We start from the raw sequence: 15,904 nt of genomic DNA, 5'->3' as shown, positions 1-15,904 counted from the left end.
CGCCGATAAGTCTGCGTTGCTCCTTTTATAACTTCTTCTGCTGATGTTCTTGCCTGTTCTGCTCATGTTCCTGCTCTTCTAATATTTAAATAAAATTAATCCATTCTTTTAAACTGTGTGCATGATACGTGGGCTTTTTTTCAAAACCTGGTAAGTCAGTTTGCGGCGTTACACCGGTAAACACCATCAGCGTATCAATACCAGCATTAATGCCAGCCATAATGTCTGTGTGATAATTATCGCCCACCATCAATGTCTCAGCTTTCGATGTTCCAAACTGTTCAAGGGCCTGCTCCATAATGATGGATTCTGGTTTTCCAATAAATGTAGGGTTCACACCAGTGCTGACTGTGACCACTGATGTAAGCGCACCATTGCCGGGCTCTAGCCCGCGTCCTGTCGGAAGAGCCACATCAGCATTTGTCGAAATGAATGCAGCCCCATTGCGTACAGCCCGACAAGCTTTGGACAGTTTTTCATAGTTGACCTCTCTGTCAATGCCAAACACGATGACATCACAATTCTCCTCGGTAATCGTATGCCCTTCCCTTTCCAGGGCATCACGCAAACCCTCTTCACCAATAACAAAACAGCGAGCATTATTTTTCATCTGCATAATGTATTTGGCCGTTGCCATACTCGAAGTGAAAACATGTTTAGGCGTAGAACGGATGCCCATTTTCTGTAATTTATCGGAAACCTGTTTTTGTGTTTTGGAGGAATTGTTTGTCAGAAACAGGTATGGAATATCTTTGGCGGTCAACATATCAACAAATTCGGCTCCAAACTCAATTGGCTTATCGCCCCAATACATTGTTCCGTCCAAGTCAATTAAATAAGCACTGTAACGATTCATATCTTCATGTCACCCGCTATTCATTGGTAAAGGCATTAGCAACGCCAAGTTCGTTATCCAAATAATTTCTGATATGTGAACTGAAAAGATTCAATGTATCTATATGGTTCAGGAACGTATTAGCCAGCACTTGATGATCAATCTGCAGGTATTCCTTAACTACCATTTTCCGCAACTGAATAATCGCTTTGTAATCCGCTTCTTCGTTTTCAGGAATAACATTTTCATCAATCAATATATCAATAATGTCATCAAAACTGCCCGGATCGCGCATAATAAAACCATCAATCATCATATTCCCGACATCAAGCGTTGATTCAATTACCATATGTACGGTGCGTTCAAGGTACAGCTTGTCTGCAAATGTATCAAATGAGTGTTTGCTGACTTCCTGCAACAGTTTATCCATATATTGTAGTGTTTCTTCAATCTTTTTTCGATCAACAAAATACATCACTAACCCTCCATATCTTTCTAAATACATGATACCACATTTGCAGGTTAAGGCGACATGGAAGCTGTTCTTTTCCCAGGGAATTGAAAATATCCTAAATCAGGAGGTCTTATAAATGGAGAATAAATTTGATTACTTGAAAGACGAAGTTGTGACAAAGGAGATCAGATATATAAGTTTCATGAGCAAGCTGAAACGCTATGATTTTGCATTTATGAAAAATGAAGATCACCCTGACAAGTATACCGTAATCCATTTACAGGAAAATCGCTTTGCTGTCTTGGGAGAAGAAGAACTCTCTGAAAGAGGACATATCGAACATGTTTTTCATGAATCTGAAATAGAAGCTGATGAAATACGGGAATTTTTACGGGAAGTGTTATAAAAAAGTCCCGGAGAGATGGACAATAAACATCTTTCGGGGGGGATTGCTTGAATTAATTGACTTACTCATTCGATTTTTCTCTCTGTTCTTCAATCATATCAATCGCTTTTTGCCTTTCTTCCTCAATTTCACTTCTGAGGTTCTCCCTTTTTACATCATTAAATTTCGATAGTTTTTCTTGGCGCTCATCAATCAATGTCTGCAATTCATCGGCTGATTCTTCACTGATTTTCCCTGATTCCTGAATTCGTTCAATAGCATCCATGTAAAAACTTTCCTGGACCTTCATCTGCCATCTCTTCAGCGTTATCAGCAGCTTCAGGGATGTCAGGGTCTTCTTCTTTCTCCTGTCCATCACTAGATGCGGTATCATTGGAACAGCCATTCAAAACAAGTGTTATAACAGCCATCAATAAAATAATCCATCTAACATGTTTCATGTATAACCTCCTTGTGATTTCTACTAATCTATTTTTGTTGTATGTATATCATAGCTGTCTTGGAGTTAAAATGGTAGTACTTTACAACCGAACACTTGTCCCGCATAGTACCAGAACGTTCACAATTTCGACGCATCCAAGCAGTCTGCCTTTTTCCCCTTTATAGACACATCACTGCCTCACATTAGTTAAGTGAATGATACCAACATCCCAATAAAACCAACGAAGAATAAGATCGAAGCGATAATATCCAATTTGTAAAAGCCCTTATTCCTCCTTGTATATCTGCACCGCCTCACAAGAAAGTTCATCTTGACTTTTATTGAACAGACGATACACCAGCCGACGCAAACTTCCCTTCCCCCATAAATAAAAGAGGTAACTTGGCAGCAAAAACAGTGGAAGCGAAAGTAGAAATAAAGCAACAGTTTCGGTATACTCGTCTTTCACGTTCCATGAGAACACAAAAGATTGAATCAAAAAACAAATGCCGATTCGCCATAAATACGCAACCAGACTTGAAAAGTAACTTCTATTGTCAGGATAAAAAGCGACATAAACAGAAAAAGTCACACCGTATAACATAAGGGCTGCTAATACTAGAAAGTTCTCGATTTCCAGGGCGAGCAGAATAAAGGCAAGCACCTGCATAACGAAAACATTCAGTGGAAAAATGACAAAACGCATAGAAAATGACCTTTTACTTGAGGGTTTTGTATCTACTCCACTTCTTCTTTTCATGGCTTGATGACGGATGGCTATAAAAATATAATAAAGAATGCCAAATGGCGCAATAACAAGACTGAAAAGATATAGTAATATGTGAATGAAAAATATGAATCTGTAAAAAAACATGGAAACAGACGACTCATCTTTGTCCATTTTATACCTAAGTCGGAATCCCAACAGAACATCCCATATCACTTTTGCGAAAGGATACAAGATAAACGAGACGACAAGCATAGGTGTACTTCCATCATCATCTGACCAATAAAACATGAGAAACGCAACACCCGTCAGAAGCAGACTGATGCCATACGATTGTAACAGATATTTACCGTTCACTTGGCTGCGAGCCATTTGTCTCTCTTTATCGACTTTCATTTGCCAGCGGATTCCATGTTGTCTGTTAAGAATTTGTTCCGCTGTAGCAACTTCATTCACGGAATTATAAAGTTCATGAAAAGGCTCGCGGGATTCAAAAGTACGTCTGTCCAATTCACGCGCCAATCTGTTCCGGTCCCTACGCTTAACCTGCCCCCATCCAATCCCGAACGATCTATAGTTCATCACATCATTCATTTTATTAAACCATGCGGCGGCTTTGGACATCTGGTCACGATATTTTTCTTCATCATGCAACATGATTTCTATGATTTTATTAAAGCCAATACTTCTTATATCATACCCTTCGATATCTTCCCATCTTAGGGGAACGGCGTTCTTGGATGAGGCGCCGATCGTTAATGTTTCTTCCGTTAAAATGAGGTAAGGTTTCGATCCAAATATCCTTTTAAGTATTATAAAGATCAAAAAGCCAAAAAACACTGCTAGGGCTGCTCCTAACCCACTCATTAAAAAGTCCCCTTGGTTGAAGGCAAAGCCACCAACCACAACACCAAATGCCATAAAGACCGAGCACATTATTAGTAAAAAAATGTTTTTAATCCTTGGTGGATAAAAGTATAATGAATGTTCCCTTTCCATAATACCCTCCAGACGACCCTTATCACTGAGTATCTCCAGTATAACGCAAACAATTAAAACGCCACTACAATTTGTTGGAAAAGCGTTATGATATGTTATCCGTTAAGGGGCAGGCTACTTTATAGTCAATAATGGATTGCTGCCCCATCTGGTAGACTTGCTTGTAAATCGGTTCAGCATAACCGGCATCCATTGTTTGATAACACAAGTTTGAAAGAGGTAACTCATAAGCCCCTAAATGAACTTGGGCAATAAGAGTGTTATTTTACTATACTGCTTATGTACCAAGGAGGAAGCTTTATGAAACGATATTAAAAGACCAAAAAGAGGGTTCTACCTTCATGATCGTATTTGTTGTGCGATAAACACGCCCCAGCTGTGCCATGAATAGAATTCAGTCAATCACATCCGTAATGAAAGGTGTGCTCACCAGTATGCTTTCCACAAATAACCGATAATAGCAATTGCCTCTTCATTTATCTGTCGTAAACCGGTTCTGGTCATCGCATCCCTCATCAATGTTCTTTCATCAAAAATTTACGAACTTAAATAAAAGGGCCATTCGTTATTGATAAGCCTTCCAAAATAAATTCCATGCACAATAAATTCCTAAAAACCATCTATAACCCAATGATCAAGCTTTGATACACTTCTGACTGTATTGTCAGTTCTTTTAATAAAGCTAAGTCCTGTTTTACACATCGATATCTATATCGTAATCTTTTTTAAACTTTAGTCTGGTCATTTCTCCGATGTCTTCATCCATCCATCGTTTATTATCCGGCTTTCTTTCATTGGCCGATGATTGATATAATCGGTTCTTCAGCTGTTCTAATTTTACTGTTAATTGAGTCATTGATATATGAGTGTAAATTGTTTCGGCAGTTTGATCGTCCGCACGCTGCCCTCTGTATGATCAAAGTACATCAAAGCGTGAGAAGACTTGCGAACGGAACCCATGCTGCCCGACGATTTTTATCCATTGTAGACACACGTTTTCACCTATTATTAATTATTCGATAGCATAGCATCAGAAGTTTTACTTTCTGTTTTGTACTGAATGAAAGCTGTGTCCATTCATCTGTCATAATTGCATTATCCTCACGTTCAACTAATAACCGTATTGAGTTTGAAACGACTTCCACATCTTCTATCATCTTCGCTGCGAAAATATCGTTGTTCTCATTATAAAGCGAGAAATAAATATTTCCTTTGTAGGATGTGCCCCCGTTATTCTTTATGTAAAAATAATTATCGTATGCACTCTGACTCCGGTAAATCTGCTGCAACAGTGGATCATATGCGGGATTCAACCATGCCGATCATGATGTCTCCATCTGTCATTACTTTATTCGTGTCCCCGTTTGTAAATATTTCTTCCGTCAAATCCACTCTTTGTACATAATAATATTTTATGACCCAACGGGATCAGCCAATTAAAAAAGATAAGAATGCATATAAATATAATGGCCAACCACTTGAGGGATAACCCGCTTTCTTTTTTTAGCCAGCGACTGATCAAATTAAAAAGGAAGATGACTATCATACTCAGTAGGGAAATAACCAAAAAGAACTTGATATAGTCCTTGTTCGAAAATAAATTCAAATCATGGGATATGTAATAATAATAATGACCAGCAGTTGTTATAATAAAACAATTAATGCTGTGATCGAATAGTAATACTTTATACTAAGCTTAGCTCCGAGTATTGAAAATAAAATGAATAGCACGATTGGTATTAATATCAGGATGAAAATAATTAAATAAGTCAATACACACAGTCACCTCCATTAATCGTCTTATAGACTAATAAACCCCCACAAAATTAACGACTAGTTTCAGTTTATTCAAGCAGTTAAGTCCTGGACTTTTATTGCCAGAAAGGTCTGTACTCCGACAATAATAAAAAGAATTCCGCTCCTGCTGCAATCATTGTCGGGAATCCTATGATTATAAGAATGAATCCCTAAGCTGCTGTTACTTCCCTTTCACTCTTTTACTGATTATTAGACCAACATTCCTAAGACAAACAAGACAAAAATAATACACAGTCAAAATGTTAACGGCCCGGGGTACCCTGTTATTCCTGCAGCTTCGCAAGTGTGTAGGATCCGTTAATTGTGATTTCAACTGGTGTAAACATACTAATAACCAATAAAGGCTGCCATAAACATACATAAGAAACTACCTATTTTCGTTAATAGTTTCGCCGTCTTTGCATTCTTATTGCTCATATAGTTCCCTTTCCTTAGGGTTGGATTATTCATAGAGTCATTTCTTTAAAAAGCAGAAATTTCTATTTTTCTTCCTTTGCTTATCAGTCCTTTTATTTTCTAATCTAATGCCTATTTAGAATCCAACACTCATTTCTATATATTTCCGTCCCAAATGGCTATTCTTAAACTCAACAAATATCGGGGTCCTTTGTTTTAATCTATTTCGCTGAAGATAATCAATGAGCTCCCAATATTTTATCTGTGATTGTTCATCAAAATCTTCTATAACTCGTGTCATGATCATTGGCTTAATTAATAAATAGCTATGGAAATTAACTTGTTCCTTATCTTGTATAGTAAAATGATCTTCCCAAATTGGCAAAAAAATTTCAGCATTCATTACTTCATCTGTTGGATCACTTAAAATAGAAAAAAACATTCTTCCATCTGAATGATAACCATGATTTTCTAAAATTGATTGAAAATCTTTAATCGCAATATCAATTTCTTCTGGAACAAAACTGTAATATTTTGATGCGACATATCGGCAAGCTATGTAATGATTGTCTACAATCATGTTACCCCCCCCAATCTTGTAAAGGCACATATAAATCAATGATATATTCATCAAATACATCCAATAACACACAATAAAATGTGTCAGCTATTAACATATTATTTTCATTAGCATATTTTTTGACTTCTTTATATGCAGTATGAAAATCATTAGTTTCATTCGCCTGTCGTAAAACTAATGCTTCTTCAATATGAAACCGTTCTTGAAATTGAAAGTCTGTTTCATCTGAAAGGATAACAGGTTCGCTAATTGGTAAATAATACGTGAAGTTACCAAATTTATTTTCACCTTTTTCTGGTGCTACTGAAAAAAAAGTTGGGCCATTTTTATATATGCCTTCAGCAAGCGTAAAGTCTTCCATCATAAAAAACCCCATTTGCCAATCCTCTCTTAATTGTTTTGTTTTATAAATAAGTAGATTTTCAAAAATGAGTGACCGTACTTCTATTTGCATATTTAAGCATCCTTTCTATCTATTCCAAATGGTTGTAAATTTCCATCTTTACTAAAATTAAAGCTTTCAAAGCGATATTTACAATAAAGAATCACGAGTTGTTCAGGCAGGACAAAAAGCATGGCGTAAAATAATCCAACACCTAACAAAACCATTACAAATATTTCAAGATCAAAAATAAAATCGAATGTTCGAATTAAATATTGAATGATATACACTAAACCCAAGCTCCCTACAGTAACGATAGGTATATAAGAGTTTTTCTCAAATTTTCTCCTGCTCTCATCTTTTCTGGATCCTTCTCGATAGTGCCCCTTTTTTAGTAAAAGAAAAAATCGAACTGCAGTTATTATAAAAACTAATAACCCGAATATTAGCGTAATAGACGAAAACAATAATAAAGATTGCACAGAGATATTTTGATTTTTTCCTAAAAAGAATAGTGCACCTATATATAATAAAAGACCAAATAAATTTTGCGATACTAATATTATTATTAAATATTGTGCTTTTTGTTGTTTCATATAAATTGAAGGGACTGCATATACAATAGATAGTATCATGAGTAACAGTGTTATCCCTAGATGAATAACAAATATGCTTTCTTTGTTAGGAAAGTATGAGCGATCTGCTGCTACAACATATATTAAAAAAAACATAAGACTCTGCAAAATAACTGCCAAAATTAACATTCCACTCATAGAACTTGGGCTTTGTCTTCCAGATTCGAAAGTCCTCCTTAAAACCGCAAAATCCTTTTCACTAAATTTATTTAATAACATCACTTAGACTCTCCTTAACTAAACCAACTCGTTAAATTATGAAATGCATCTTTTGCCCTATCCATTACTGACTTATTACTTTTACCGACCCCAGTATTCAAAGCCATATTAGCAAATATTCCCGCTGCAGCTCCTATAGCTGTTCCAACACCCGGAATTGGAATAAAAGCAGTTCCAGCAGCTGTGAATCCAGCCTGTACTGCTCCACCAATTGCAGTGTCAATCGTTGTATCTACTGCAGCACGTGTATGTGCTTCTTCACCTGTCAGCCCATCTACTTTGGCGTCATTATAATTTGCATAATAATTTAACCCTACACCGGCTACTCCTAACCCTTTGCCGACGCCTTTAGCGACACCATTGATATTTTTCGAATTTAAATCCTCTGAGACATTTTTGGGGTTTAAATCTGCTGTTACACTGTTTTTCGTAGCACTTACAGTTGCTTTACCCACTGATTTAAATTTCATTTTATTAGAAGCTTTATCATTATAAGCTTGCATGGGAGGGTTACTTTTTATAACCCTTTGACCTGTCTTAGACCACACCTGTCGACCTGTTTTCTTATCGTAATAATTCAGGGGAGCTCTTGCTGCACCTGATTTTGTACTTTGTTTTAAAGCATATTGAGCATGTTTATCTGGTTCAACACCTAACTCTTTTAATGCGGCTTCACTTGCATTAATTCTGTATGTGGTTTTTCCATTTTTAACATATTTTGATACACTCAATCCCTTGTTCTTAGCTGCTCTAGCTATTTCTATACTGGCAACTGTCCCAACAACTCCAGCTGCAGACACAGCAGCTGCATCTTTTAATTTTTCTGTTGCAACACTGACGTTGTGATCCGTAAACCTATCTTCACCATTCGTTGATTTCACTTTATTTAGGGTTTGTTCAATACGTTGCATAAGAGCTTTTGTTTGTGAATCTTGATAATTTCCTTCACTTGTAAAAGAAGATACATTTTCCTCTGTCTTTGTAATTTTTTCAGTTACATCTCTTTTATCACCCGTTACAGAATAAAATACAGGTGAACTTACACTTGAAATATCTAATATAGTGTCTATGGCTCTCTGAACATTATCATTAACACTACTTATTTTTTGATAATTAATATCTATTTGTGTTGCCCCATCACTTAAGTAATCGCTTTGAATAATCGCCGATCCACCTGCGTCTACATTAGACTTGAATGATTCTAAATGACTATTTAAATGATCAGTGAGATCCGTGAATAGTTCTTTAAACACATCAATAGCACTTATTTTATGAAAGTCTTCAAAGTACGTTTTAGCATTATTAGCTGCTTCCCCTGAGAAAGTATCCATTGACTTGACTTGATCAATACTTGTTATAACTTGATCTAAATTTGTTTTAATGTCATTGGATACTGTTTTTAGTTCATTTGCAAACTCAATAACTTCAGATATATCTACCTTATGGCCCATTAGATCCCTCCTCAATTAACGTATGGGTTGCGGGTTATTTGGCATACTTTCAATCTGATCTCCTAACCTGTCATCTATTTCTTGTAACCTTTCTCCTATAATTTCTAATGTATTTATATCTGCTTCCATAAGGGATATATATCTTTTTAACAGTTCCATTGCTCTAATTGTATTTTCTAAGTCATTCGTTAATGGACTGATATTTGTTTTATTATAAGTCCAATCTTTTTTAATGCTACCATCCAAAGCTGAAACCGACGACCTGAGTTTAGAAATATTAGAACTAAAAACACCCATATTTATACCAATCTCTTTTGTCATTTAATCATTTCCTTTCTTCTGCTTTAATTTGGTTATCAAGAGAATTAAGTGTGTGTTCCAAATTGTCTAAACCAGCCACGTAGTTAGCTCTCATTTCCCCATACCTTCTTATATCTTCATCAATGGTTTCCTTAGCATCATTTACTTTCCTAGCATATTCATTTACACTTTCCTTGTATGCACTGTAGTTATCCTCAAATTTTTGCTCACTCTCACCTTTCCATCTATTTCCGTCAACAGTCATAGTATCAACTGTACTTTTTGTGGTTTCTAATTGCGAAATGTTATTAGAAAGTGTACTTGAGGCTTTTTGTAATCGACTAATCTTATCCTCTAAAATGGATATTTGAGTTCGCGAATTATCCATCCCCTGTAAAACAGTTGTCTTTCGCGAACGTAAAGTGCTAAGTGACGTCATCTAATCCCCCCTCACCTCGGTACTTTTAGTTTGATATGTTCATGATCCATTGCGTAATAGCACTCGTACGCATCCGGATATTTTTCTTTTCGGATAAACGGCTGATTGAAGATATCCTGATCGCCAAGTCGCATGCTCATCAATCCCACAGTTGAGAGCTTACGAACGAATTTCGCTGTCTGTTCGAAACTGGTTCCAATATAACCGTAATCACCACAGATGATAAAATGAACGCCTACATTGGGACCCTGTTCAAATATGACAGATAAATCCTCTTCCAGCAGAAAACTTCTTTCAGCAAAATCTTTTAAATCCCTAATGAGAATCAGCCATTTTGTTCCATTATCATCACCGTTTAAACGTTTATTAATTTCTGCCATGATATCGCGCTTTATCGCCGTCAGACCTTCTGATTCTGATATATATGCATTCATCACATCACCCGTGTCAGACAGCGCCTTATCAGCTGTATCAATAATCATGGTTTGGTAAGGCTCTTGAAGTACTGTCATATTTTTCGCCAGTGCATTCGTCAGTTTATCAAGCCCATCTTTCCTGTCACTGACAACGGTCAAGAAACCGGATTTCACCGGATCAAAGGCAAGTGGTGTCACTTCCTCGAATTCAAGACCCAACGGAAGCTGCTTTTTCTCAGCCAAATCCCTTGTTTTTCTATTTTCCCTGAATGCTTCAAAATCAATGACTCCTTCAGGCATCATTGGGATTCTGTCAGGCAAGCCGCCATCCCAGTAGTCTTCCATCTCTTTAGCAAGTTCCTGGATTTCATCAATAATGTCAAGTGCCTCTTCACCTTCAGCAGGCAAACTTGTTTGGAATAGTGCCGGGTCATCCAATTTAACAATCCCTCGGCCTGGTATTTCCTCGATTTCCAGATCGGTCTTACCAATAATCGAACGGACTTCCATCTCATCAATCAAGTACAGTGACAATTGCCGTTTGATGTTCGATAGAAGTGGCATTCGCATGGCATTTTGCCGGCCTGCGCTGATAGCTAAGTGAATACCGACACTTGCCCCTTCACGAGCAATTTGCGTGATTATCCTATCAAACTCATCGCCAAAATCTGCTTCCTTGACAGAATCATAGTTATCAATTGTGATTAAGAGATTTGGAACCGTTTTCCCGCTTGCTTTTTCATACATTGCCATATCGGCAACCCCATACTGACTTAATTTACCTTTTCGCTCAGTAATGGCATTGGATAACAGTCTTATCAATTTCCAGACTTTTTCGGTTTCATCCAGCAATAATGTATCTGCTACATGCGGGATGTTTTTCAACGGTAATAAGCCGTTTGTGCCAAAGTCCAGCAAATAAATATGCAAATGTTCCGGGTTGTGCTGATAAATAAGGTCAATCGCCAGGCTTTGCAGGAAGGTGGATTTCCCGTATCCCGGACTTGAGAACACCGCAATATGACCGTCTTTCGTCAGATTGAGTGTGAACGGTTCCTGCGCTTGAAGTTCCGGCTGATCCAACATGCCAATCGTTGCTTTCAATGGCTTCTTAGGTTCTGCCCACGATTCCTTAAACCCAACCGGATGCAGATCTTTCGCAAAAATCCGCTCAGGCAGCGGCGGGAGCCATGGCCGCGGCAACGGTTCAATCTGCTGCATTTCTGTATAATCATGTATGTAGTCGATTACTGCATCCAATTCTGTCGGCACACTTTCCACTTCTTCTTTCTTATCTAATCCGCTTAAATCTTCCGTTAAAATATCATATTGTCCTAATTCATTAATGGCATAAATGGTTGTATCGATATATTCATGGTCTTCTTTATCAGGAACGTAATCGGCTCCACTCCATGCACTTTGGAACAATTCATAGATCTCATTATTGCCAACCTGCAAATAAGCACGGCCTGGCAGCGTAATTTCCGCTGCATCCGGAGTTTTCAGAACCTCGTTTGAATCACTTGCATTTTGTACCTTTAGAGCCAGCTTGAACTTCGAGTTTGACCAAATTTGATCATCAACAACACCGCTTGGCTTCTGAGTTGCCAGAATCAGGTGTATCCCGAGTGAACGGCCGATTCTTGCAGTTGAAACAAGTTCATCCATAAAGTCAGGCTGTTCTGATTTCAACTCAGCAAATTCATCCGAAATCAAAAAGAGATGTGGCATTGGTTCACTTGCCTTGCCCTGTTTATACAACTTCTGATATTGGTTAATATGGTTTACATCATGCTCACCAAAAAGACGCTGCCGTTTTTTCAGTTCCGCTTTAATCGAAGTCAGAGCACGCAAGGATTGTGCCCGGTCCAGGTTTGTAATTGTTCCAAGCAAATGCGGCAGGTTCTTGAATAAATTCGCCATGCCGCCGCCTTTATAGTCAATCAATAAAAAGCCCACTTCATACGGGTGAAAATTAACGGCAAGCGAAATAATATAAGATTGAATGATTTCTGATTTACCGGACCCTGTTGTACCAGCAACTAAGCCGTGCGGACCGTGTGCTTTCTCATGCAAATTAAGCCGGACAATATCGTCTTTTCCCCGTAAACCGAGTGGTACGGTCATACTTTTATATGTTTCATTCAGATTCCACCGCTGTTGAATACCGAGTTCTTCCACTTTTTCAACGTTATACATTTCCAGGAAGGAAACACTTTCCGGTATTGAGTTTTTCAGACTCTGCAGATGATTAAGCGGAGCGAGTCCCCTTGAAACATCTTCCTTATCGAAATCAGCTGGGAAATGATCCGGAGCAAATCCTTTATTAACCAATTCCCCTTCTTCCAAAACAATATTCCCGTTTTTCTGATCACGGATATCGATGACCGTTGTCACATGTTCCGGCAAGGATTCCATGACATCCTGAACGAATATCAATGATACACCAAGATCACTTGGGTCCTCATTGAAGAACTCCATAATGGTATGATCGAGAATCAGCTTTTCATCCGTTATGAAGATCACGTAATGCGGCGAAAAGTATGTCTTTTCATTACTGTTCTCTTTTTCATCGAGTACATGCTGGCGTTCTTTCAATACTTGATACATCGAATGAAGTATTTGGTCCCGTGACCGTTCATGGTAGACAAATCCGCGCACATTCAAGTCCTGCAGGCTTGCATGTGGCAGCCAGCGCATCCATTCCCATTCCGGCTTTTCGTCTTCCGGGAATATGGTGACAAATTGCACGTCATGATAGCTGTGAAACAACGCTATTTGCATAGCAAGTAACTGCAATTGTTCCAGCACAAGTTCCCGCTGTCCGATATAGCCAACGGGACCATTCACAAGTGATGTCACGACAGGAACTTTTGTTAACCCTTGATATTGTAAAAATAACTCCCGTGCCTTATCTTCCAAATCATCCTGTTCCTGAGTGAACTCTTCTTCATTGAAATCAATCTCAAAACTTCTTTTTACATCACCCAGTCCGGTTCGGAAATGTAAAAAATCATGATGGAAGATCGTTTGTTCGTATATGCGTGCATTCACCTGCAGCACCATTTGCCGGATTTGTTCAACATTTGGGTAGTGATACTCCAAGGCGTGACGCTGTTCCTCTGTCGCATGATATAATTCCTTCATTTTGCGCTTTAAATAGTCACGATAGGTTTTATCACGGTGCTTCATATCAGCTTTAAATTGCCTGACACTTTTGATGTAAGACGTAATGGAAAAAATGATTGTTGTCACAGTCATTGCGAGCATCACGATAATATAAATCCCTCTTGGCTGTATGACCGAAATGATCACAAGAGCTGCAATCATAACGAGGGGCGGTACAATCGTCCTGGCCAGCTGCTCACTTGGTTTTGATGGTTTGTTGGTTGGTTTGGCAATTATTCGCTTTTCCACCGGCTCCCGGTAGATAATCCGGGGTGAACGGTGATAATCCGGATATTCCGGACTGAACGAACCATCAGTTTCTGCAAGCGGCATTAATTTGGATGTGACCTTTTTTCCTGAGGGTCTTATCTGGATGTCCTCTTCACGTATCAACAGCTCTGCGCCATCAAAGAACAGCTTATCTCCAGTTTCTACGTGAACATCGCCATGTGTACGCGAATAATTATGATAGACTTCGCCTGCATGAACCTCTAGCTGAAAACCTTGATGTGCTTTCTCCCGGAATAGAAGAATGTCGGCATTTGTATCCGCAATGCCAACATCATTATAATTATCTGTGCCAAATGTTATCGTGTTCTCCCCAGCAGTATCGTATATATATACTTCTGTTGGCTCAGTCAGAAAAAAGTTGATTGGCTCCCCATCTGACAGTGTTAATTGCTTATTGGTACTCAGTAATTGATCATCAATATAACAAGCATCTCCATCCCACTTAATGGATATGGACTGGCCAATCCCTGAAAAAGTCAACGTATCGATCCAGTTGTTTCCCACTGTCATTTCCTTCGGGGCCCCATCGGTAAAATGGCATTTATGCAGTTGATCGTTGTAACTTACCATAAGTGTTTTCTGTGCCATCAGTTTCTTCCTCTCATCACCTAGTCAAGTGGCTATCTTGTTTGCAGTGAATAATCTCCGGGATTTCATCATTCATTGTTATTGTTTTCCCCCGAATTAGCATCACTAGAAGTATTTTGTTCAGCATTTTGTGCATTGTCGTCCGCTTGCTCAGTGTCACTGCCAGATCCGCTTTCTCCCTTATCCGCTTCCAAGTTGTATTCTTCACGGTATTCCTTTAGTTCGTTCTCCAGATTTTTGAGCTTTTCGTCCCGTTCTGATCCGCTTAAATCCGGGTTATTGCTTGCGTGCTCAATCTGTTTGATCAGTCCGTGCATGACAAGCTGTGGATCGCCAAGGTATTTAGCTTTATTCATTGCTGTCTCAAATTCACCGCGTCCATTATAGATCCAATACAGCAGATAGTCTTCATTACTTTTCAGACTAACATTATTCATAATGTTACTTTTTTCGCTATCAGATAATTGCTCAGTATTGATATAAGAATGTGCAAGAATATATTTTGAAGCCTGGGGCAGGTTTTCCGCATTTTCACCTTCCAGCGCTGAAATGACACCTCCATAATCAGATGCCAGATATTCTTCATGGGCATCCAGTTGATGCTGCTGATATGGAAGACTTACTAACCCAAAATAAACGAGTGGCGCCCCCAATAAAACCGCCACAATACTCATTATCACGGTTAGTCTTTTAAATAGACGGAAACGTTTAACAGAGACCATCTGCATCGTTTTCTCAGCTTTATCCTGTTCATCCTGATAACTTTCTTCCAAAAAAGCAATTAACTGCCCAAGATCTGGTGCTTCAGTTACACTGCGCTCAAATTCAGTTTCCTTTGCATTATCCAATCCACCATTATACAACTGTTCGAAACTAAACTTTTCAGAGAAAAGAGCAATACTGAAACATTTTAGCTGCTTCGTAAAGTCCTGTTCACTCATATCGAATGGAGGCACTAAATTGCGGACTCCCCGATAAATAATAAAAGGAAGCAGGTTATCATCAAATACCACATTGTCAGGATGAAGGAAAAATGTCAGCCGGGTGGACAGATACTTTTTTACCTGAGCCAGGTTACACAGAAGGCGTAATTTTTCATGACGATGAAGCTGGTTCAGGTCCTTCCACGTTTTCTTATTTTGGTCAACCAAAAATGAAAAAGTGAACGCATCCCCTTCATCTTGAACTTCCACTGGCACAAAAGTATCTTCCGAAGCTCCGGTCAATATGCGAATTTGCCGGGGATCGTTCACATGTGTCTGTGATTTGGCCAATTGTAATTGCCAGTCTTCATCTGTAATTTTGAATTGAAGTGACAGCCTATTGAACTCAATCTTTTTTTCCTTCATTTCGCTTGCTCCTTCTTCTATGAAGTGACA

At 38.5% G+C, this 15,904-nt stretch carries 15 protein-coding genes; 1 reads left to right on the top strand and 14 read right to left on the bottom strand.

Annotated elements, in window-relative coordinates; genetic code table 11:
• Window positions 1–85 precede the first annotated feature (85 nt).
• Both ON01_RS17305 and ON01_RS17300 read right to left on the bottom strand, forming a co-directional pair.
• Entirely contained in the window at window positions 86–856 is a 771-nt protein-coding gene (locus ON01_RS17305; RefSeq protein ID WP_010532280.1) for a TIGR01457 family HAD-type hydrolase, read from the bottom strand.
• A 16-nt stretch (window positions 857–872) separates the two neighbouring features.
• Window positions 873–1,310: a DUF86 domain-containing protein gene (locus ON01_RS17300; protein ID WP_010532279.1), complete on the bottom strand. Its 438-nt coding sequence runs from the start codon at window positions 1,308–1,310 to the stop codon at window positions 873–875.
• A 115-nt stretch (window positions 1,311–1,425) separates the two neighbouring features.
• On the opposite strand from ON01_RS17300, the gene ON01_RS17295 reads away from it, so the two are divergent.
• Window positions 1,426–1,695 (top strand): SAV0927 family protein, encoded by a 270-nt coding sequence (locus tag ON01_RS17295; RefSeq protein ID WP_010532278.1) that lies wholly within the window; start codon window positions 1,426–1,428, stop codon window positions 1,693–1,695.
• A gap of 61 nt (window positions 1,696–1,756) precedes the next feature.
• On the opposite strand, the gene ON01_RS17290 is transcribed toward ON01_RS17295, so the two are convergent.
• From ON01_RS17290 to essB, 12 genes are all read right to left on the bottom strand, one after another.
• On the bottom strand, window positions 1,757–1,960 hold the full coding sequence (locus ON01_RS17290; RefSeq protein ID WP_010532277.1) for a hypothetical protein: 204 nt from the start codon (window positions 1,958–1,960) through the stop codon (window positions 1,757–1,759).
• On the bottom strand, window positions 1,947–2,135 hold the full coding sequence (locus tag ON01_RS17285) for a hypothetical protein (RefSeq protein ID WP_010532276.1): 189 nt from the start codon (window positions 2,133–2,135) through the stop codon (window positions 1,947–1,949). The genes ON01_RS17290 and ON01_RS17285 overlap by 14 nt, the downstream gene beginning before the upstream one ends.
• A gap of 267 nt (window positions 2,136–2,402) precedes the next feature.
• Window positions 2,403–3,842: an STM3941 family protein gene (locus ON01_RS17280; protein ID WP_010532275.1), complete on the bottom strand. Its 1,440-nt coding sequence runs from the start codon at window positions 3,840–3,842 to the stop codon at window positions 2,403–2,405.
• A gap of 694 nt (window positions 3,843–4,536) precedes the next feature.
• On the bottom strand, window positions 4,537–4,698 hold the full coding sequence (locus ON01_RS19705; protein WP_175284978.1) for a hypothetical protein: 162 nt from the start codon (window positions 4,696–4,698) through the stop codon (window positions 4,537–4,539).
• A gap of 1,494 nt (window positions 4,699–6,192) precedes the next feature.
• Window positions 6,193–6,636 (bottom strand): DUF5085 family protein, encoded by a 444-nt coding sequence (locus ON01_RS17270; protein ID WP_010532273.1) that lies wholly within the window; start codon window positions 6,634–6,636, stop codon window positions 6,193–6,195.
• Window position 6,637: 1 nt separating this feature from the next.
• Window positions 6,638–7,090 (bottom strand): DUF5085 family protein, encoded by a 453-nt coding sequence (locus ON01_RS17265; protein WP_010532272.1) that lies wholly within the window; start codon window positions 7,088–7,090, stop codon window positions 6,638–6,640.
• Window positions 7,091–7,092: 2 nt separating this feature from the next.
• Complete coding sequence (locus tag ON01_RS17260) at window positions 7,093–7,872, bottom strand: hypothetical protein (RefSeq protein ID WP_010532271.1); 780 nt, start codon at window positions 7,870–7,872, stop codon at window positions 7,093–7,095.
• Window positions 7,873–7,886: 14 nt separating this feature from the next.
• Complete coding sequence (locus ON01_RS19085) at window positions 7,887–9,323, bottom strand: T7SS effector LXG polymorphic toxin (RefSeq protein WP_010532270.1); 1,437 nt, start codon at window positions 9,321–9,323, stop codon at window positions 7,887–7,889.
• A 15-nt stretch (window positions 9,324–9,338) separates the two neighbouring features.
• Window positions 9,339–9,644, bottom strand: coding sequence for a TIGR04197 family type VII secretion effector (locus ON01_RS17250; protein ID WP_010532269.1), 306 nt, complete (start codon window positions 9,642–9,644; stop codon window positions 9,339–9,341).
• 4 nt (window positions 9,645–9,648) lie between these two features.
• The gene (locus ON01_RS17245; protein WP_010532268.1) at window positions 9,649–10,062 is read right to left on the bottom strand and encodes a YwqH-like family protein; all 414 of its coding nucleotides are present in this window, start codon (window positions 10,060–10,062) and stop codon (window positions 9,649–9,651) included.
• Between the two features lie 11 nt (window positions 10,063–10,073).
• Entirely contained in the window at window positions 10,074–14,525 is a 4,452-nt protein-coding gene (essC, locus tag ON01_RS17240; protein WP_010532267.1) for a type VII secretion protein EssC, read from the bottom strand.
• A gap of 68 nt (window positions 14,526–14,593) precedes the next feature.
• Complete coding sequence (essB, locus tag ON01_RS17235) at window positions 14,594–15,874, bottom strand: type VII secretion protein EssB (protein WP_010532266.1); 1,281 nt, start codon at window positions 15,872–15,874, stop codon at window positions 14,594–14,596.
• Window positions 15,875–15,904 lie beyond the last annotated feature (30 nt).

It is taken from the genome of Lentibacillus jeotgali (assembly GCF_000224785.1).
Lineage (GTDB): Bacteria > Bacillota > Bacilli > Bacillales > Amphibacillaceae > Lentibacillus > Lentibacillus jeotgali.
Note: the sequence above shows the minus strand (reverse complement) of the source record. Positions and strands in the feature narration are given on the sequence as shown.

Bases quoted from the DNA above. Each gene is read 5' to 3' on its own strand.
- ON01_RS17305 (WP_010532280.1), bottom strand. From the start codon at position 856: ATGAATCGTTACAGTGCTTATTTAATTGACTTGGACGGAACAATGTAT.
- ON01_RS17300 (WP_010532279.1), bottom strand. From the start codon at position 1,310: ATGTATTTTGTTGATCGAAAAAAGATTGAAGAAACACTACAATATATG.
- ON01_RS17295 (WP_010532278.1), top strand. From the start codon at position 1,426: ATGGAGAATAAATTTGATTACTTGAAAGACGAAGTTGTGACAAAGGAG.
- ON01_RS17290 (WP_010532277.1), bottom strand. From the start codon at position 1,960: ATGGATGCTATTGAACGAATTCAGGAATCAGGGAAAATCAGTGAAGAA.
- ON01_RS17285 (WP_010532276.1), bottom strand. From the start codon at position 2,135: ATGAAACATGTTAGATGGATTATTTTATTGATGGCTGTTATAACACTT.
- ON01_RS17280 (WP_010532275.1), bottom strand. From the start codon at position 3,842: ATGGAAAGGGAACATTCATTATACTTTTATCCACCAAGGATTAAAAAC.
- ON01_RS19705 (WP_175284978.1), bottom strand. From the start codon at position 4,698: ATGACTCAATTAACAGTAAAATTAGAACAGCTGAAGAACCGATTATAT.
- ON01_RS17270 (WP_010532273.1), bottom strand. From the start codon at position 6,636: ATGATTGTAGACAATCATTACATAGCTTGCCGATATGTCGCATCAAAA.
- ON01_RS17265 (WP_010532272.1), bottom strand. From the start codon at position 7,090: ATGCAAATAGAAGTACGGTCACTCATTTTTGAAAATCTACTTATTTAT.
- ON01_RS17260 (WP_010532271.1), bottom strand. From the start codon at position 7,872: ATGTTATTAAATAAATTTAGTGAAAAGGATTTTGCGGTTTTAAGGAGG.
- ON01_RS19085 (WP_010532270.1), bottom strand. From the start codon at position 9,323: ATGGGCCATAAGGTAGATATATCTGAAGTTATTGAGTTTGCAAATGAA.
- ON01_RS17250 (WP_010532269.1), bottom strand. From the start codon at position 9,644: ATGACAAAAGAGATTGGTATAAATATGGGTGTTTTTAGTTCTAATATT.
- ON01_RS17245 (WP_010532268.1), bottom strand. From the start codon at position 10,062: ATGACGTCACTTAGCACTTTACGTTCGCGAAAGACAACTGTTTTACAG.
- essC (WP_010532267.1), bottom strand. From the start codon at position 14,525: ATGGCACAGAAAACACTTATGGTAAGTTACAACGATCAACTGCATAAA.
- essB (WP_010532266.1), bottom strand. From the start codon at position 15,874: ATGAAGGAAAAAAAGATTGAGTTCAATAGGCTGTCACTTCAATTCAAA.